Source organism: Arthrobacter sp. UYNi723 (assembly GCF_054057635.1).
On sequence record NZ_JBSRZM010000006.1, the window covers coordinates 70,414 to 88,321 of the forward strand.

General features: G+C 65.8%; 17 protein-coding genes and 1 tRNA gene. 12 read left to right on the forward strand and 6 right to left on the reverse strand.

Annotated elements, in window-relative coordinates:
• Positions 1-16: 16 nt before the first annotated feature.
• Together ACVWY0_RS06780 and ACVWY0_RS06785 are read left to right on the forward strand one after the other, a co-directional pair.
• Entirely contained in the window at positions 17-1,681 is a 1,665-nt protein-coding gene (locus ACVWY0_RS06780; RefSeq protein WP_485836007.1) for an ABC-F family ATP-binding cassette domain-containing protein, read from the forward strand.
• Positions 1,678-3,591, forward strand: a complete 1,914-nt coding sequence (locus tag ACVWY0_RS06785; protein WP_485836008.1) for an ABC transporter ATP-binding protein — start codon at positions 1,678-1,680, stop codon at positions 3,589-3,591. Before ACVWY0_RS06780 ends, ACVWY0_RS06785 begins: the two co-directional genes overlap by 4 nt.
• 69 nt (positions 3,592-3,660) lie before the next feature.
• On the opposite strand, the gene ACVWY0_RS06790 is transcribed toward ACVWY0_RS06785, so the two are convergent.
• The 3 genes from ACVWY0_RS06790 to ACVWY0_RS06800 all read right to left on the reverse strand — a co-directional run bounded on the left by ACVWY0_RS06790 (position 3,661) and on the right by ACVWY0_RS06800 (position 4,673).
• Positions 3,661-4,089 carry an NUDIX hydrolase gene (locus tag ACVWY0_RS06790; protein ID WP_485836009.1) on the reverse strand — a complete coding sequence of 143 codons (429 nt, stop codon included), beginning with the start codon at positions 4,087-4,089 and terminating at the stop codon, positions 3,661-3,663.
• A 33-nt stretch (positions 4,090-4,122) separates the two neighbouring features.
• Positions 4,123-4,599, reverse strand: coding sequence for a DUF6314 family protein (locus ACVWY0_RS06795; RefSeq protein WP_485836010.1), 477 nt, complete (start codon positions 4,597-4,599; stop codon positions 4,123-4,125).
• Position 4,600: 1 nt separating this feature from the next.
• A tRNA-Arg gene (locus ACVWY0_RS06800) sits at positions 4,601-4,673 on the reverse strand.
• Positions 4,674-4,756: 83 nt separating this feature from the next.
• On the opposite strand from ACVWY0_RS06800, the gene ACVWY0_RS06805 reads away from it, so the two are divergent.
• On the forward strand, positions 4,757-5,536 hold the full coding sequence (locus ACVWY0_RS06805; protein ID WP_485836011.1) for a DUF998 domain-containing protein: 780 nt from the start codon (positions 4,757-4,759) through the stop codon (positions 5,534-5,536).
• On the opposite strand, the gene ACVWY0_RS06810 is transcribed toward ACVWY0_RS06805, so the two are convergent.
• A complete protein-coding gene (locus ACVWY0_RS06810; RefSeq protein ID WP_485836012.1) occupies positions 5,533-6,159 on the reverse strand; it encodes a hypothetical protein in 627 nt (208 codons plus the stop codon). The genes ACVWY0_RS06805 and ACVWY0_RS06810 overlap by 4 nt on opposite strands.
• Positions 6,160-6,191: 32 nt before the next feature.
• Here ACVWY0_RS06810 and ACVWY0_RS06815 point away from each other — a divergent pair, with 32 nt between their 5' ends.
• The 6 genes from ACVWY0_RS06815 to sucD all read left to right on the forward strand — a co-directional run bounded on the left by ACVWY0_RS06815 (position 6,192) and on the right by sucD (position 14,177).
• Positions 6,192-7,037 carry an inositol monophosphatase family protein gene (locus tag ACVWY0_RS06815; protein WP_485836013.1) on the forward strand — a complete coding sequence of 282 codons (846 nt, stop codon included), beginning with the start codon at positions 6,192-6,194 and terminating at the stop codon, positions 7,035-7,037.
• Positions 7,038-7,135: 98 nt separating this feature from the next.
• The gene (gene pcrA, locus ACVWY0_RS06820) at positions 7,136-9,703 is read left to right on the forward strand and encodes a DNA helicase PcrA (RefSeq protein ID WP_485836014.1); all 2,568 of its coding nucleotides are present in this window, start codon (positions 7,136-7,138) and stop codon (positions 9,701-9,703) included.
• Between the two features lie 131 nt (positions 9,704-9,834).
• Positions 9,835-11,145 (forward strand): glycosyltransferase, encoded by a 1,311-nt coding sequence (locus ACVWY0_RS06825; protein ID WP_485836015.1) that lies wholly within the window; start codon positions 9,835-9,837, stop codon positions 11,143-11,145.
• An 18-nt stretch (positions 11,146-11,163) separates the two neighbouring features.
• Positions 11,164-11,871, forward strand: coding sequence for a hypothetical protein (locus ACVWY0_RS06830; RefSeq protein ID WP_485836016.1), 708 nt, complete (start codon positions 11,164-11,166; stop codon positions 11,869-11,871).
• A 222-nt stretch (positions 11,872-12,093) separates the two neighbouring features.
• Complete coding sequence (gene sucC / locus ACVWY0_RS06835; protein WP_485836017.1) at positions 12,094-13,263, forward strand: ADP-forming succinate--CoA ligase subunit beta; 1,170 nt, start codon at positions 12,094-12,096, stop codon at positions 13,261-13,263.
• An 11-nt stretch (positions 13,264-13,274) separates the two neighbouring features.
• Entirely contained in the window at positions 13,275-14,177 is a 903-nt protein-coding gene (gene sucD / locus ACVWY0_RS06840; protein WP_485836018.1) for a succinate--CoA ligase subunit alpha, read from the forward strand.
• Between the two features lie 150 nt (positions 14,178-14,327).
• Here sucD and ACVWY0_RS06845 read toward each other — a convergent pair whose 3' ends face one another.
• Both ACVWY0_RS06845 and ACVWY0_RS06850 read right to left on the reverse strand, forming a co-directional pair.
• Complete coding sequence (locus ACVWY0_RS06845; protein ID WP_485836019.1) at positions 14,328-14,810, reverse strand: SRPBCC family protein; 483 nt, start codon at positions 14,808-14,810, stop codon at positions 14,328-14,330.
• Positions 14,807-15,166: an ArsR/SmtB family transcription factor gene (locus tag ACVWY0_RS06850; protein WP_485836020.1), complete on the reverse strand. Its 360-nt coding sequence runs from the start codon at positions 15,164-15,166 to the stop codon at positions 14,807-14,809. The genes ACVWY0_RS06845 and ACVWY0_RS06850 overlap by 4 nt, the downstream gene beginning before the upstream one ends.
• A 169-nt stretch (positions 15,167-15,335) precedes the next feature.
• On the opposite strand from ACVWY0_RS06850, the gene ACVWY0_RS06855 reads away from it, so the two are divergent.
• The 3 genes from ACVWY0_RS06855 (at position 15,336) to ACVWY0_RS06865 (ending at position 17,885) form a co-directional block, all read left to right on the forward strand.
• A complete protein-coding gene (locus ACVWY0_RS06855) occupies positions 15,336-15,740 on the forward strand; it encodes a tautomerase family protein (RefSeq protein ID WP_485836021.1) in 405 nt (134 codons plus the stop codon).
• A gap of 187 nt (positions 15,741-15,927) precedes the next feature.
• Positions 15,928-16,962, forward strand: a complete 1,035-nt coding sequence (gene iolC, locus ACVWY0_RS06860; RefSeq protein WP_485836081.1) for a 5-dehydro-2-deoxygluconokinase — start codon at positions 15,928-15,930, stop codon at positions 16,960-16,962.
• The gene (locus ACVWY0_RS06865; protein ID WP_485836022.1) at positions 16,959-17,885 is read left to right on the forward strand and encodes a Cgl0159 family (beta/alpha)8-fold protein; all 927 of its coding nucleotides are present in this window, start codon (positions 16,959-16,961) and stop codon (positions 17,883-17,885) included. The genes iolC and ACVWY0_RS06865 overlap by 4 nt, the downstream gene beginning before the upstream one ends.
• Positions 17,886-17,908: the final 23 nt, after the last annotated feature.

The window sequence follows — 17,908 nt, forward strand, 5'->3', positions numbered from 1 at the left end:
GAGGATGGACCAACCTATGACTGCAACCCTTGTTGCCAAAGATCTTTCCGGCGGCCACGACCACCGGACGCTGTTCGACAAACTTTCCCTCACGGTGGCCCCCGGTGACGTGGTGGGTGTGGTGGGCGCCAACGGCGCCGGCAAGTCCACCCTGCTGCGCCTGCTGGCCGGCGTGGACCAGCCCCAGTGCGGCAGCGTCAGCCTCGCCCCCTCCGATGCCTTTGTGGGTTGGCTGCCCCAGGAACACGAGCGCGTCGCCGGCGAGACCGTGGCCGGCTACATCGCACGCCGGACCGGCTGCGCCCAGGCCACCGTGGAGATGGAGTCCACCGCGGAGGCGTTGGGATCCGGCGCACCGGGAGCCGATGACGCCTACTCGCTGGCCTTTGACCGCTGGATGGCGTCAGGCGCGGCAGACCTCGACGAACGCATCCCGCCCGTCCTGGCAGATTTGGGCCTGGACACCGGCGCGGACGCTCCCATGACCGGGCTCTCCGGCGGCCAGGCCGCCCGCGTGGCCCTCGCGGCGCTCCTGCTCAGCCGGTTCGACGTTGTGCTGCTGGACGAGCCCACCAACGACCTTGACCTGGCCGGCCTGGCCAAACTGGAAGCGTTTGTGCAGGGACTGCGCGGCGGCGTGGTGCTGGTGTCCCATGACCGCGAGTTCCTGGCCCGCTGTGTGACCACCATCGTGGAACTGGATCTGGCGCAGAATTCCGTGGCGGTATACGACGGCGGCTATGAAGCCTTCCTGGAGGAGCGCGCGGTGGCGCGGCGCCACGCGAGGGAAAAGTTCGAGGAGTTCGCGTCCACCAAGGCAGACCTGGTCTCCCGTGCCCGGACGCAGCGCGAGTGGAGCTCCCAGGGTGTGCGGAACGCCATGAAGAAAAGCCCGGACAATGACAAGATCCGCCGGGCCGCCAGCACCGAGTCATCGGAAAAGCAGGCCCAGAAGGTCCGGCAGATGGAATCCCGGATTGCCCGGCTGGACGTGGTGGAGGAGCCGCGGAAGGAATGGCAGCTGCAGTTCACCATTGGCCAGGCGCCCCGGTCCAGTGCGGTGGTGGCCACCTTGCGTGACGCCGTCGTGAAACAGGGAAGCTTCACGCTGGGCCCGGTGAACCTGCAGCTCAACGCGGGGCAGCGGATCGGCATCACCGGCCCCAACGGAGCCGGCAAGTCGACGCTGCTGCGCCTGCTCCTGGGCGTGCAGGCGCCCGACGCCGGCAACGCCGCCATGGGCGCCTCGGTGGCCATCGGCGAAATTGACCAGGCCCGCGGACTGCTGGCCGGCCATCTCAACCTTGCCGACGCCGTCGAAGCCGTGCTCACGGACCTGACAGCGGCGGAGGTCCGCACGCTGCTGGCCAAGTTCGGGCTGAAGGCGGACCACACCACCCGCCCCGTGGATTCCCTGTCGCCGGGCGAACGCACCCGCGCCGCACTGGCGCTGCTGCAGGCCCGCGGGGTGAATCTGCTGGTCCTGGACGAACCCACCAACCACCTGGACCTGCCCGCCATCGAGCAGCTGGAAGAGGCGCTGGGAAGTTATGAGGGCGCTTTGCTGTTAGTAACCCATGACCGGAGGCTGCTCGAGAACGTGCGGCTGGATGTCCGGTGGAATGTGGACAACGGAACGGTAACTGAACTGATGGCAGACGTAACGGAGCAACAGCGATGAGCATGGATGGCGTCGCCTGGCACTCCCTGTACAACATCTCCCGGGCCAAGAACGGCTCCCAGCCCTTCTCCAAGGCCACCCTGAAACGGGTCCTGGGGTTCGCGCGCCCGCACCGGACAAAACTGATCGCGTTTGTGGCGCTGTCCATTGTGATGGCGTTCCTGGCCGTGGCCACGCCCGTGCTGGCCGGCCAGGTGGTAGATGCCATCGTGGCCAAGGCCGGCACGGACGAAGTGATCCGGCTGGCGCTGCTGATCGCCGCCGTGGCCGTTGCCGAAGCCGGACTGGGACTGGTCAGCCGCTGGCTGTCCTCCAACATCGGCGAAGGCGTGATCGTGGACCTGCGCACCAGGGTCTTTGACCATGTGCAGAAGATGCCCATCGCATTCTTCACCCGCACCCGCACCGGCGCACTGGTCAGCCGCCTGAACAACGACGTCATCGGCGCCCAGTCCGCCTTCGCCGGCACCCTGTCCGGCGTGGTCAGCAACGTCGTGGCGCTGATCCTGACGCTGATCGTAATGCTCGGGACTTCCTGGCAGGTCACCGTGCTCGCCATGATCCTCCTGCCGATCTTCCTGATCCCCGCCCGCCGGATGGGCTCCAAGCTCGCAGACCTGCGCCGTGAAGCCGCAGACCACAACGCAGCCATGGGCACCCAGATGACCGAGCGCTTCTCCGCTCCCGGCGCCACGCTGGTGAAGCTTTTCGGCCGCCCGGACGAGGAATCCCGCGAGTTCGCTGTCCGGGCCGGCCGGGTCCGTGACATCGGCGTCCGCACCGCCATGCTGCAGTTCACCTTCGTCACCGCGCTCACGCTGGTATCCGCACTCGCCCTGGCCCTGGTCTACGGCCTGGGCGGCTGGCTGGCCATCGGCGGTCAGCTCGCCGCGGGCGACGTTGTGGTGCTGGCCCTGCTGCTGACCCGCCTGTACGCCCCGCTCACCGCCCTGTCCAACGCCCGCGTGGAAATCATGAGCGCGCTGGTCAGCTTCGAGCGGGTTTTCGAGATCCTGGACCTCAAGCCCCTGATCCAGCAGAAGCCCGACGCCGTGGCCATCCCGCCGGGAAACGTTTCGGTGGAGTTTGACGACGTTCGCTTCGCCTACCCCTCGGCGGACAAGGTCTCGCTGGCCTCGCTCGAGGAAGTGTCCACGCTGGACACCCGCGGCGGCGAAGAGGTGCTGCATGGCATCAGTTTCCGGGTGGAGCCCGGGCAGACCGTCGCCCTGGTGGGTTCCTCCGGTGCCGGAAAGTCCACTATCGCGCAGCTGCTTTCCCGGCTGTACGACGTCGATTCCGGCGCCGTGCGGCTCGGCGGCACCCTGCCGGGCTCGGGGCTGGACGTCCGGGACGCCACGTTCGATTCCCTGCGGGACACGCTGGGCATGGTCACCCAAGACGGGCACCTGTTCCACGAGTCGATCGCTTCCAACCTCCGGCTCGCCCGGCCGGACGCCACCGAGGAAGACATGTGGGACGCCATCCGGCAGGCCCGCCTGGAAACCATGATCCGCTCCCTGCCTGACGGCCTGGACACCGTGGTGGGGGAGCGCGGCTACCGGCTCTCCGGCGGTGAACGCCAGCGCCTCACCATCGCCCGGCTGCTGATTTCCCAGCCCCGGGTTGTCATCCTCGACGAGGCCACCGCCGCGCTGGACTCCACCAACGAAGCCGCCGTGCAGGCGGCCCTGGGCGCCGCGCTCGAGGGGCGCACCGCCGTCGTGATTGCCCACCGGCTGTCCACCATCCGAGCCGCCGACGTCATCCTGGTGGTGGAGGACGGGCGGATCGTGGAACGCGGGAACCATACCGATCTGCTCGCGGCCGAAGGCCGGTACGCCGAGCTGTACCAGACGCAGTTCGCCGAAGCCACGGCCGTGGCAGCGGAAGCCGTTCCGGAGTACTAGAGCTCAGCCTTCCCCAACTAGGTAGCGCTAACTGTCGTTTTGAGCCCTCAAAACGACACTTAGCGCTACCTAGTTGGGGCCGGGGCGCAGGGTGGCCAGTTCCGGCAGGATGTGGTCCGTGAGGAGCGGGGCGAGGTCCGCTGGCAGCGGCGCGCCCCGGTCCAGCGCGGCCAGGTCCAGCCAGCGGATCTCGGCGATCTCAGCCGAGGGGTGCGCGGTCCAGGTTCCGGGTGCTGTAAACACCGTGGCTTCGATGTCCGTGGCGGCCTCGTTGGCGGCGTCGGCGATCCAGACGCCCATCAGCTCCAGTTCGTGCGGATCCACCACGATTCCCACTTCTTCCTGAAGTTCCCGCGCAGCGGCGTGGACGGCGGTTTCGCCGGCTTCGGGCTTGCCTCCCGGGTGCATAAACATGCTGGTGCCGCGCTTGCGGACGGTCAGGAGCCGGCCGGCGTCATCGAAGACACAGACGGCGGAGACAACAATGCGGGCTTTCACGGTTCCGAGCCTAGCGTGTTCAGTCTTGCCGCTTCAGTCTTGCCGCTTCAGGGCGGACGTCAGCAGCAGGTCCTTGCGCGGGCCTGTCACATCCCACGTGTAACTGAACGTGTCAGGGCCTTCGTAGGTGTAGGCCACGCGGTACGTATCGGGATCGCACCAGTGTTGGTCCAGGTTGGCCTCCGGGCTGAAACTCATCCTGTGGAAGGGCCGCCCGTCGGCAAAAAACACGTCCAGGGCGTCCGGCCGGTCGGCGGGTTTCAGGAGGTATTCGCGGGAGGCGGGGCCGGTAAAAGTGGGCCAGCGCATGGTGCCTTCTTCACGGAAGGCCAGGCCGCCGTCGTCCGCGGGGGAAAAATGTACGACGCCGGAAAAGGTTCCGTGGGTGCCGGCGGACCGGTCCAGCAGCTGCCGTTCGACGGCCCAGTTTCCCTGAACGGGCAAGTTCCCGGCCTGCGAGGGGCCGAGCAGGTAGGCGCGGAGGTCGAACTCCGGGGAAGGAAGATTCAAGTGCCCTCGATTGGAATCGAACCAACGACACCGGCTTTAGGAGAGCCGTGCTCTATCCACTGAGCTACGAGGGCGCGTGTCCGCTGTTCCGGCAGGGCCGGTCCGTCCGGACACGGATACAAGCATACAAGGTGGGAGGCCGTACTACGCTCTTGGCATGAGATCAGCCCCGACGTCCACCCCCGCCGTGGCCTACCTCCCGGACACCGCCTCGACCCGCCAGTACATCGGCGCCTGGTCCGTCCTGAGTGTCCTGCAGTATTTTGTGGCGGAAGCGGCCGTGATCGGCGCCTGGGGCGGGCCGCAGCCCTACGACCGCCGGACCGGATACATCAGCGACCTCGGCGCGCTTCACTGCGGGATCTACGACGGACGGGATGTGTGTTCGCCGCTGCATTGGCTGATGAACGCCTCGTTTGTGGTCCAGGGGCTGGGGATGCTGCTCGGTGCGCTGCTGCTGGGTTCGGGGCTGCTCTGTGTGGCGGCAAGGGCCGGCGCCCGGGTCCAGCCGGGGCGCCGGAAACCCTGGCAGGCGGCGGTCGCCGTGCGGGTCCTGACCGGTACTGCCGGTGCGGGGACCATGATCGTGGGCCTGGTGCCGGAGGACGTCGGCTCCGGCTGGCACTTCGTCGGGGCCCTGATGTACTTCCTGGCCGGCGCGCTGGCGTTGCTGCTGCTGGGCCTCCTCTGGCTGCGGCAGACTCCGCTGGGGTGGTTCGTGCTGGTGTGCGGGCTGGTGTCCCTCGCCGCGCTGGTCACAGGCGGACTGACAGGCCTGGATGTTCCGGAGCCCGGCACCCTGGAGCGGCTGATGGGTTATCCGGTCACCGTGGGCGTGGCAGCGGCGGGCCTGGTGATCGCCCAGCGTGTGCACCGGCACCGCAAGGAGGAGCGCGGTACTGGGGCCGCCAGGGTTACTGGGGCGGCGCGGGCCTAGCCGATTTTTGCGGGCTTTTTCCGCAGGAACACAGCCGCGGCCCCGGCCAGTAGGCTGAGGACGAACAGCACCCACCCCGCAACGGTGAGCCCGGACGCCAAGGCGACCTGGCCGGCGTCGGCCGTTTCCGAAGCCAACGCGGCATCGATGGCGACGTTGCCCCACAGCCGGACCACCACAAACAGTAGCGGGACGGCCCAGAGAGCCCAGCGGAGTGCCTTTCTGGCGACGTTCGTCCCGATCAGGAGCAGCCACGTGAAGCCGAAAATGAGCGGGAACAGGGTGCCGGCTGTCTTGTGGACGTAGTTGAGCTGGCCGCGGGCGTCGTTGTCCATGACGGCGTTCAGTTGGCCGACGTAGCCGGCGTCAAAACCTCCCACGAGCGAGTCGGGCATGGCCAGGCCGCCGGAGAGCTGGGTGAGCTGCTGGAGCGTGAGCAGGTGGACATACCAGAACAGGAACAGGCTGACCACGACTCCGGCGATGAGGATCAGGTTGGTGTTGTTCTGGGCCTTCTGCGGCGAACGGCTGGTGGAGGGGTTGATGACCGGCGGGAGGCTGTGCTGCGGAACAGCCGCCTTGGAGCCGTGCTTCTTGATCCGCTGCGCTGGGGTTTTGGCCATGGCACCATTATCCCGCCACCTAAACTGGGTCCATGACCACTGGCCGGCACAGCGCCCTTGAACTTGACCCCGCCCTGGACGACTATCAGCTGGCATCCGCGCTGGTGCGCGAAGCCGGGCAACTGGCGCTCCTGATGCGCATGGCCGGGCTGCAGTCCCAGCAGAAAACCTCCATCTCCGACGTGGTGACCGCCGCGGATCACGCTGCCGAAGCCTACGTGCTGGGGCAGTTGCAGCGCTGCCGGCCGGTGGATGGCATCCTAGGGGAGGAGGGCGCTTCGGTGGCCGGAACCAGCGGCCGTACTTGGGTGATCGACCCCGTGGATGGCACCTATAACTTCCTGCACGGATCCACGTACTGGTGCTCGGCCCTCGCGCTGAAGGACCCGTCCGATGTGCTGCTCGGCGCGATATTCCAGCCCGAGGAGGACAAGCTCTGGCTGGGCGGCACGGCCCACGTTGCCACACTGAATGGCGAGGTACTGACCGCTTACCGTGACTCGGGCGCTGTCCAGGATGGCGGGGGGCGCAACGCAACCGCGCTCGCCGAACTCGGCGCAGCCACCTACATCCACCCCACCTGGCTGATGGATCCGCTCTGCGCCATGCCCTGGCACGCTGCGGCCACCTCCGCCGCGGCGCTGCGGATGTTCGGCTCCGGGTCCTGCGACCTGGGCCGGGTGGCCGACGGCCAGCTGGGATGCTGGTTCCAGCACAGCTGCCCGGAATGGGACTGGCTGCCGGGCAAGGCGATCGTCCGCGCCGCCGGCGGCGCCACGGACACTGTCCGGATCAACGGCCTGGACTGGTTTATGGCGGGAGGCACGACGGCGGTGCGGGAGTTGCGTGCGGCCCTCGAGTCGGGCTCGGTGGCCTGAGTCCGGACCGGCCTTTGCGTGCTTCCGGGGTTGGGGTGGCGGTGTTATCCACAGGCTGGACCTGACTGTCAGCCCCACCGCCTAGACTTGTAGGCACCATGGATATGTTGTTTGACCCGTACTCTGACGGACCGTTCAAGGCCGCCGCGCCAGCCTCCGCCCGCACCAAGTCGCGCCCGGAAGGCCTTGCCGCGGCCGCCGAATTCGGTGGCGGCGGGCCTGGCGGTGGGTCCGTTGGTAGCCCGGGCGGCGGGTCCGTTGGCGGACCGGCCAGCTGGGCCAACCAGCAGCCTGCTCATGACGGCAATGGCGAGCCAGCCCACCGCCGGCCTGATGCCGAGGAACTTCTGCAGGGACTTAACCCGCAACAGGAGGAGGCCGTTAAGCATGCCGGCGGCGCCCTTCTTATTGTTGCCGGCGCCGGCTCGGGAAAGACCCGAGTCCTCAGTAACCGGATCGCGTACCTCATTGCCACGCACCGCGCGCACCACGGGGAGATCCTGGCTATCACGTTCACCAACAAGGCCGCCGCCGAGATGCGGGAGCGCATCTCGGCGCTGGTGGGTGGACGGGCCAAGATCATGTGGATCTCCACGTTCCACTCATCCTGCGTGCGTATCCTGCGCCAGGAGGCCGCCAACGTCGGCCGGAAGTCGAACTTCTCCATCTACGACTCCGCGGACTCGCTGCGGCTGGTCATCCAGGTCTCCAAGAGCCTGGACCTGGACCCCAAGAAGTTCGCGCCCAAGGCCATCCAGCACAAGATCTCCGCGCTCAAGAACGAACTCATCGACGCCGATTCCTACTCGTCGTCCGCGAACTACAACGATCCGTTCGAGTCCGCCGTGGCTGACGTCTTCAAGGGGTACACCCAGCGGCTGCGCCAGGCCAACGCGATGGACTTCGATGACCTCATCGCCGAGACGGTCTACATGTTCCGCGCCTTCCCGGCGCTGGCCGATTCGTACCGGCGGCGGTTCCGGCACGTCCTGGTGGACGAGTACCAGGACACCAACCATGCCCAGTACGCCCTGGTCCGCGAGATTGTGGGTGAGGGCCCCGGGGCGTCCGAGCTCACCGTCGTGGGCGACTCCGACCAGTCCATCTACGCCTTCCGCGGCGCCGACATCCGCAACATCGTGGAGTTCGAAAAGGACTACCCGGACGCCCGCACCATCAAACTGGAGCAGAACTACCGCTCCACGCAGAACATCCTCAGCGCGGCCAACTCCGTGATCTCACGCAACCCCAACCGCCCCGACAAGCGGCTGTGGACCGCCGAGGGCGAGGGCCACAAGATCATCGGCTATGTGGGCGAGAACGAGCACGCCGAGGCCCAGTTCATTGCCAAGGAGATTGACCGGCTCCAGGACGAGGACAACCTCCGCCCCGGTGATGTTGCCATTTTCTACCGCACCAACGCGCAGTCCCGTTCCATTGAGGACGTGCTGGTCCGGGTTGGCCTGCCGTACAAGGTGGTGGGCGGCACCCGCTTCTACGACCGCAAGGAAATCAAGGACGCCCTCGCGTACCTCCGCGTTCTGGTGAACCCGGACGACGACGTCAACCTGCGCCGGGTGCTCAACGAACCCAAGCGCGGCATTGGTGACCGCGCCGAAGGCGCCGTGGCCGCGCTGGCCGAGCGCGAACGGATGTCGTTCATGGCCGCCGCCCGGCGGGCTGAAGAAGCTCCCGGCATGGCCACCCGTTCCGTCAACGCCGTCCTCGGGTTTGTGAAACTGCTGGACGACCTCGCAGAGGTTGCCTCCGGTTCAGGTGCCGCCGCCGCGCTGGAGGCCGTCCTGGAACAGACCGGCTACCTCGCCGGGCTGCGTTCCAGCACTGATCCACAGGACGAGTCACGCGTGGAGAACCTGGCGGAACTCGTCGCCGTCGTACGTGAATACGAACAGGAGAACCCGGAAGGGTCCCTGGGCGCGTTCCTGGAACAGGTGTCCCTGGTGGCTGATGCCGACCAGATCCCGGACGCCCCCGGCGCGGACATCGACGCCGCCGTGGCCGAAGCCAAACGCCTGGGCGTGGTCACGCTGATGACCCTCCACACCGCCAAGGGGCTCGAATTCCCGGTGGTGTTCCTCACGGGGATGGAACACGGGCTGTTCCCGCACCAGCGCTCGGCCACGGACCCCAAGGAACTCGCCGAGGAACGCCGGCTTGCCTACGTGGGCCTGACCCGCGCGCGCAAGCGCCTCTACGTCACCCGGTCCGAAGTCCGCAGCATGTGGGGCCAAAGCCAGTACAACCCGGCCAGCCAGTTCCTCGAGGAAATTCCCGCCGAGCTGCTGGAGTGGAAACGCGAAGGCACCAGCCGGCAGTCCGGCGGGTGGGGGAGCACCACGGCGATCGGCTCCAGCCGTTACGGCGGATCCTTCTGGGGCGCCGGCACGTCCCGCGGTGCGGCCGCCGATTCGTCGGCAGGCTTCAACGCGGACGTTCCCGCAGCCATCGCCAAGAACCGGGTCCAGCCGCAGAAGGAGATTGTGGCCGTCAGCGTGGGCGACAAAGTCAACCACACCAGCTTCGGCGACGGCACGGTGCTGGCGCTGGAAGGTGCGGGGGACAAGACGGTCGCCAAGGTGAAGTTCGACGTCGGCGAGAAGCGTCTCCTGCTCCGGTACGCGCCACTCACGAAGCTCGACGCCTGACCACGCTCACCCTTGTCCGCGGACCCCGGCTAGCTTACAGTTCAGGAACGCGCCCGTAGCCGGGAACCGGTGAAGCCGGGAAACCGGTGAAGCGCAGGCCACTTGAGCACAGCAGATTCGGGGGCACCACTGTGAAGATCCTGTTCGCCAGCCAGGCCATTGACGGACATTTCAACCCCATGACGGGCGTGGCGATGCGGCTCAAGGACCGCGGCCACGAGGTGGCCTGGTACACGGGTCCGGTCTATGCGGACAGGCTCGGCGGCATGGGAATCCAGCACTTCCCCTTCCGCAGGGCCATCGAGCACCGCGCGGATAACCTCAATGAGCTCTATCCGGAGCGGGCCAAGCTCAAGGGCCCACGGGCCATCGGCTTCGACGGCGAGAAGATTTTCGCCAGCAACGTCAGCGACTTCTTCGAGGACATCCGCGAGGTCGCGCAGCAGTATCCCTTAGACGTTCTTGTGGCGGACAGTTCCATGTTCATTCACCGGCTCGTCTCCCACTTGATGGGCAAGCCGGTGGTGAATTTTGTTGCGATCCCCAACATGGAAAGCGACCCGCAGGTGCCGCCGCTTTTCTTCGGGTTCCGGCCGCCCCGCAATCCCGTGGAGAAGGCGGTCCAAGGCCTGGCTGGCCTGCTGTCCGACAAGGTCATCCTTCGGCCTGCCAGTCAAAGCTACCGCCGGCAGCATGCCGCCTACGGCCAGGCTGTTCCGCGGGAAGGCCGGCTGACGGACGAACCCTATCGGTGCTCGGACGCCATTATCCAGACCGGCACGGAATCCCTCGATTTCCCGCGGCGCCGGGTCAATGCCAAAGTGCACTACGTCGGGGCGCTCCTGCCATACCGGTCGCCTGGCCAGGCGCCCGCCGGTCCTGGTGGGAACAGTGGGGACGGCGGCTTTCCCCGGTCCTATCCCGCAACACTCGTTGTCACCCAGGGAACTGTGGACAACCTGGACCAGGACAAACTCATCGTTCCATCGCTGGAGGCGGTCAAGGACATGGATGCATTGGTCATCGTCGCAACCGGCGGGCACGGCACCGAGCAACTGAAGGCCCGCTACCCGCAGCCCAACGTGGTGGTGCGGGACTACGTGGACTTCGCGGAGGTCTTTGACTTCACGGATGTTTTCATCACCAACGGCGGATTCGGCGGTGTGCAGCTGAGCCTGTCCAAGGGTGTTCCGCTGGTGGTGTCGGGCATCAACGAGGGCAAAAGTGATGTTAACGCCCGGGTGGAACACGCCAGCGTCGGCATTAACCTCAGGACGGAGTCACCCAAGTCCGCCGACATAGCCGCTGCAGTTCGAAAGGTCCTGGCGGATCCCGGCTGGAAATCCAGCGCCCGGACGATGCAGGAGCAGTTCGACCGTGAGGATCCCGCCGAAGCTGCTGCCGCCGTCGTAGAGACCACCGGGACGCGCCCGGCGTCCTGAGACCGCTGCCGGGGCATAATGGAGGCCATGCGACGGACTGTATTGGGGATCCTGGCCGCCCTCTTCGTAGTGACCGGCACTGCCTGCAGTATCACCACCGAGGACCCGGGTTATGTGGCTCCGCCGCCGCTGCCGGCCATGGAACAACTGGAACAGGCAGCGCTGGCCGACCCCGCCGCGTTCAGGGCCAGCGGGGACGTCCTGTCCTTCATCACGGAGAACCGGAACATTGTGTGCTCCCTGACGTCGGCCCGCGGGGAACACCTCAACCTCCCGTATGAGTCGAACAGCTTCAGTGATGCGGCCAACAACAAGCTCGCCACCGTCCCGGTGGCGCATTGCGAGCTTGCCGGTTACCCCAAGCCTGCCGCGGGCGACATCAAGGACGACTGCGCTGGCACCGGCCTGGGCTATCTGGGCGGAGCGGCGCTGCTCAGCCCGGACAAGGCAACGTATGGGGAGTGCCGTTCCGGCGTCACACAAATGGAGGCAGCCTACGGACCCAAGGGAAACAAGAGCGGCCCGCTGACGGAACTGCGGGTCCTCGCCGAGGGCCAGAACCTGGAACGGAACGGGCTGCGCTGTTCGGCCCATAACGGCGGCGTGGCGTGCGGAAACGTCTCGGCCGGCGTCGGATTCTTTGTTGCCCGGGACCGCTACGAACTTATTTCCAAGGACGCGGCAACAGCCTCCCCGGCACCCGCGGAGACCTCAAAAACCCCGTAATCTAGGCGTTTTTCTACGCTCCATAGAATAGTGTCGTTACTCACATAAGCGGTAGTGTGGAACGGGCCGGTCCTCTGAGAGGGCTAGAGTTCCGAATGGAGCATTGCGCTGTGGGGCCCGTTTCCGGACTGGTCGCAGGTGCAGGCAATCCGCAGCCCGGTCATCGTCTTCGGCGGTGCCCGACTGTACAGAAACTACTTCGACGTAGAAGGACACTAAACCGTGGACCTGTTTGAATACCAGGCGCGCGATATGTTCGAGGCGCACGGTGTACCCGTGCTTGCCGGCATCGTGGCGTACACCCCAGAAGAAGCAAAGGCAGCTGCCGAGAAAATCGGCGGCGTAACTGTCGTTAAGGCCCAGGTTAAGGCTGGTGGCCGCGGTAAGGCTGGCGGCGTCAAGGTTGCCAAGACCGCCGATGAGGCGTTTGAGCACTCCACCAACATCCTGGGCATGGACATCAAGGGCCACACCGTCAACAAGGTGATGATTGCCCAGGGTGCCGACATTGCCGAGGAGTACTACTTCTCCGTCCTGCTGGACCGGGCCAACCGCAACTACCTGGCCATGTGCTCGGTAGAAGGTGGCATGGAAATCGAACAGCTCGCCGTCGAACGCCCTGAGGCGCTCGCCAAGATTGCCATCGACCCCGCTGTGGGTATCGACCAGGCCAAGGCTGACGAAATCGTCGCAGCAGCAGGCTTCGATGAGGAACTGCGCGGCAAGGTCGCCGCCGTGATCCTCAAGCTCTGGGACGTTTTCAAGAAGGAAGACGCCACCCTCGTTGAGGTCAACCCGCTGGTCAAGACCGGCGCCGGCGACATCGTGGCACTGGACGGCAAGGTCTCCCTCGACGAGAACGCCGAGTTCCGCCACGCCAAGCACGCCCTCCTCGAAGACAAGGACGCTGCAGATCCGCTCGAGGCCAAGGCCAAGGCGCAGGACCTGAACTACGTCAAGCTGGACGGCTCCGTGGGCATCATCGGCAACGGTGCAGGCCTGGTCATGTCCACCCTGGACGTTGTTGCCTACGCCGGTGAAAACCACGGCAACGTCAAGCCCGCCAACTTCCTGGACATCGGCGGTGGAGCTTCCGCCGAGGTCATGGCTGCCGGCCTCGACGTCATCCTGGGCGACCCGCAGGTCAAGTCCGTGTTCGTGAACGTCTTCGGTGGCATCACCGCGTGTGACGCCGTCGCCAAAGGCATCGTTGGTGCGCTGGCCGAGCTGGGCCACTCCGCGAACAAGCCGCTGGTAGTCCGCCTCGACGGCAACAACGTTGAAGAAGGCCGCCGCATCCTGGCCGAGGCCAACCACCCGCTGGTTACCCTGGCCGCCACCATGGACGAGGGCGCCGACAAGGCCGCCGAGCTCGCCAACGCAGCTAAGTAAAGGGACGCACCATGTCTATCTATCTGAACAAGGACTCCAAGGTCATCGTCCAGGGCATCACCGGCGGCGAAGGCACCAAGCACACCGCCCTGATGCTGAAGGCCGGCACCAACATTGTTGGCGGCGTCAACGCCCGCAAGGCCGGAACCACGGTCCTGCACGGCGACAACGAAATCAACGTCTTTGGCACCGTCAAGGAAGCCATGGCTGAAACCGGCGCTGACGTCTCCATCGTCTTCGTCCCGCCGGCATTCACCAAGAACGCCGTTGTTGAAGCCATCGAAGCCGGCATCGGCCTGGTCGTCGTCATCACCGAAGGTGTGCCGGTCCAGGATTCCGCCGAGTTCTGGGCACTGGCCCAGTCCACGGTTGACGCCGACGGCAACCAGGTCACCCGCATCATCGGCCCGAACTGCCCCGGCATCATCACCCCCGGCGAGGCGCTGGTTGGCATCACGCCGAACAACATCACGGGCAAAGGCCCCATCGGCCTGGTTTCCAAGTCCGGTACCCTGACCTACCAGATGATGTACGAACTGCGCGACCTGGGCTTCTCCACCGCGATCGGCATCGGCGGCGACCCCGTCATCGGCACCACGCACATCGACGCCCTGGCTGCGTTCGAAGCTGACCCCGAGACCAAGGCGATCGTGATGATCGGCGAAATCGGTGGCGACGCTGAAGAACGCGCTGCCGAGTTCATCAAGGCCAACGTCACCAAGCCGGTTGTTGGCTACGTGGCCGGCTTCACCGCTCCCGAAGGCAAGACCATGGGCCACGCCGGCGCCATCGTCTCCGGTTCCGCCGGAACCGCCCAGGCCAAGAAGGAAGCCCTCGAGGCTGCAGGCGTAAAGGTCGGCAAGACGCCGTCCGAGACCGCCAAGCTGCTGCGCGAAGTTTTCGCAACGCTCTAGTTCCACAAAGCAACGCGGGGTCACTTACGGCCCGTTCCACTCGGTGGGATGGGCCGTAAGTGACTCCGCGTTTTTGGTTAAGTACGACGGCGGCCGGTTACCTTCTCCAGGAAAGTAACCGGCCGCCGTCGTACTCGTTTAACGGCTGTGCTAGACCTTGGCGCCGCTGAGCAGTTCGTCGAGCCGCTCGTAGCCCTCGGACATGCCGCCCTCCATGCCGGACTTTGCCATGCCGTCGCGGGCCTCCTGGGTGGGGTAGACGGAGTGGCCCCGGACGCGGGACCGGCCGTCGCCGAGATCCTCGAAGGTGAGGAACTCGATGCTGACCACGTCGGGGTAGCCGCCGAATTCGAAGGTCTGGATGGCGAATTCGTTCTCGCGGACTGTGTGATAGACGCCGCTGAATTCGTAGGCGACGCCGTCTGGCCCGGTGTGCAGGTAGCTGTAGCTGCCGCCGGTCCGGAAATCGAAGTGGTTGATTTCCATCTTCATGCCACGCGGGCCGAGCCACTGGACGATGACGTCCGGGTCCTTGTGAGCGCGGAAGACGTCCGCCACCGGGAAGTCGAACTCCCGCTCGAAGTCGATGAAGGGGAGTCCTTCAGGAATGGTGAGGTTCAGCGAATTGCTCATGATGATTCCTTTAGGTGGTTGCCGCCGGTTGCGGCATTGGATCTGAGCACGGCATCCAGGCTGCGGAACTGCTCTTCGCGGACCAGCCGGTACTGGTCGATCCACGCTGTGAGAGCCTCCAGCCGTGCGGGATTCAGGTGGACGGGCCGGCGCTGGGCTTCCCTGCTGCGGGTGACGAGCCCTGCCTGCTCCAGGACCTGGATGTGCTTCGAGACCGCCTGCTTGGTGATCGCGAAGGGTTCCGCCAATTCATTCACTGTGGCCGGTCCCCGGCTGAGCCGGGCGATGATGCGGCGACGGATGGGATCGGACAGGGCCATAAAGGCCGAGTCCAGGGTGCCGTCGTCGGCATTCATCGGGGTGCAGACCTTTCTGGATCATTAATCAACTAAGTCATTGATCAACTATCTGGTTGTTTAACCATACCGCCGACCCTGCCCGCGCGGAAGGGGTTTCCGGGGATTTCCTTGCAGATCATCTCGAAAGTTTGTTAGGATGTCAGGACAAACTATAGGGAGATGAGAAATGCCGCTGGTACGAATCGATGTTAATCAAGGGCGCAGCGCCGAACAGTTGCAGCGCTTGAGCCGGGGCATCCACGATGCCATTCTCGCGGAGTATGCCATCCCGGAGCGCGACTACTTCCACGTTCTCACAGTGCACCCGCAGGGCCAGATTGTCGCCCAGGATGCGGGGCTCGGCTTCGAGCGCACCCCCGATGTGGTGATGATCCAGATCTTTACGCAAGGCGGTCGGAGCCAGGACGCCAAGCAATCCCTCTTTGCGGCGATAGCCCACCGGCTGGCGGAACTTGATGTTGCCGGTGAGGACGTGTTTATCGGATACGTCGAGAATGCGGCCGGCGACTGGTCGTTCGGCTTCGGGCGGGCGCAGTATGTCACGGGCGAACTGGCGGTCCCCCGGAAGTAATCCCGAGGGCGTGAATTTGGCGCCTTATGCAGGTTGTAAATATGTCAGTACAAACCTTTGACAGGACAATGATTCTAGGGCAAGGTAGTGGTTGTGGCCCCGCTCACGGGGGCCCGGCCAGGAATCCGAGTTCTAGCTCTTGCAGTACAGGGGTATGGAGCTCAAACCAGAAAGGTCCGCGATTACCGTGACCCACGAACTGCTCACGATCGGGCGCATCAGCGTTGATATCTACCCGAACGACATCGGGGTGGATCTGGAGGACGTGACGTCCTTCGGAAAGTACCTCGGAGGTTCCCCGTCCAATGTGGCCGTGGCCGCGGCGCGGCATGGCCGCAACGCAGGCGTGATCACGCGCACCGGCGACGACGCCTTCGGAAAATACCTCCACCGTGAACTGCGCAAGTTCAACGTGGACGATACGTTCGTTACGCCGGTGAAGGAATGGCCCACCGCGGTGACGTTCTGCGCCATTATGCCGCCGGATGATTTTCCGCTCTACTTCTATGGGCGTTTCCCCACGGCGCCTGACCTGCAGATCAAGGCAGCGGAGCTGGACCTGGATGCCATCCGTGAAGCCGGGATCTTCTGGTCGACGGTGACTGGTTTGTGCCAGGAGCCCAGCCGCGAGGCCCACCTGGCCGCCCATGCTGCCCGTCCCCGGACCGGTCTCAAGGAAGGCCAGTACACCATCCTGGACCTGGACTACCGGCCCATGTTCTGGGCTTCCGAAGAGGAAGCCCGGGCCGAGGTTGCAAAGATCCTGCCGCACGTCACGGTTGCCATCGGCAACGACAAGGAATGTGCCGTCGCCGTGGGCGAAGGAACCCCTGACGAGCAGGCCGACCGGCTGCTGGCCGCCGGCGTCGAGATCGCCGTCGTCAAGCTTGGACCGGAAGGCGTGATGGCAAAGACCCGCACCGAACGCGTGGTCTCCGCTCCGGTCCCGGTGGAAACCCTCAACGGCCTCGGTGCCGGCGACTCGTTTGGTGGGGCTTTCTGCCACGGACTGCTGTCCGGCTGGCCGCTGGCCCAGGTCCTGGATTACGCCAACGCCGCCGGCGCCATTGTGGCCTCCCGCCTTTCCTGCGCCGACGCCATGCCGACGCCGGAGGAAGTCACCTCGCTGCTGGCCGAACGCGGCCGCTTGGCACCCGCCCTGGCCGGTGCCGCCGCCTCACATCCGTCCCACACCACAGTTTCCGAAGGAGCAGCGTCTTGAGCGCCAACGACGATCCCCGCCGCTACCAGCACCTGAGCGCCCTCCGGCTCGAAGACCCCGACGCCGTTGCCCGCGCGGCAGCCACGCGCCGCCGCCATCCGGGGCTGAAGTATGGCGTGCAGAACTTCATCGTTGCCGCCGACCACCCGGCCCGTGGGGCCCTCTCCGTGGGAAACGATCCGGTGGCCATGGCGGACCGCCGCGATTTGTTGGACCGCTTGCAGATCGCCTTGGCAAATCCCGCCGTGGACGGGGTCCTGGCGTCCCCGGACATCATGGATGACCTGCTCCTGTTGGGGGCCCTGGACGGCAAGCTTGTCTTCGGCTCGATGAACCGCGGTGGCCTGGCCGGGCTCGTCAACGAAATCGATGACCGTTTCACCGGCCACACGGCCGCCGCCTTGGAAGCGCTGGGGGCCGACGGCGGCAAGATGCTGACCCGCATCTGCCTCGGCGACCCGGACACCGCCTCCGCCCTGGAAGCCACGGCGCGGGCCGTCGACTCCCTCGCCGCACGCAAGCTGATCGCCATGGTGGAACCATTCCTGTCTGTCCGGGACGCCAACGGCAAGGTCCGCAACGACCTCACCCCGGACGCCGTCATCAAGTCCATCGCGATCGCCCAGAGCCTGGGCTCCACGAGTGCCTACACGTGGATGAAGTTGCCCGTGGTGGCCGAGATGGAACGCGTCATGGCGGCAACCACGTTGCCCACCGTGCTCCTCGGCGGGGACCCGGAAGGCACCCAGGATGAGGTTTTCGCCAGCTGGCAGGCCGCCCTGGCCCTGCCCGGCGTCCAGGGCCTCACCGTGGGCCGGACGCTGCTGTACCCGCACGACGGCGATGTGGCCGGAGCCGTCGCCACCGCCGCCGCGCTGCTCAAGACGCCCGTGCTGCAGTCATCAGCTAAAGTATCGGAGTAAAACCCAATGCGAACAGCAACACG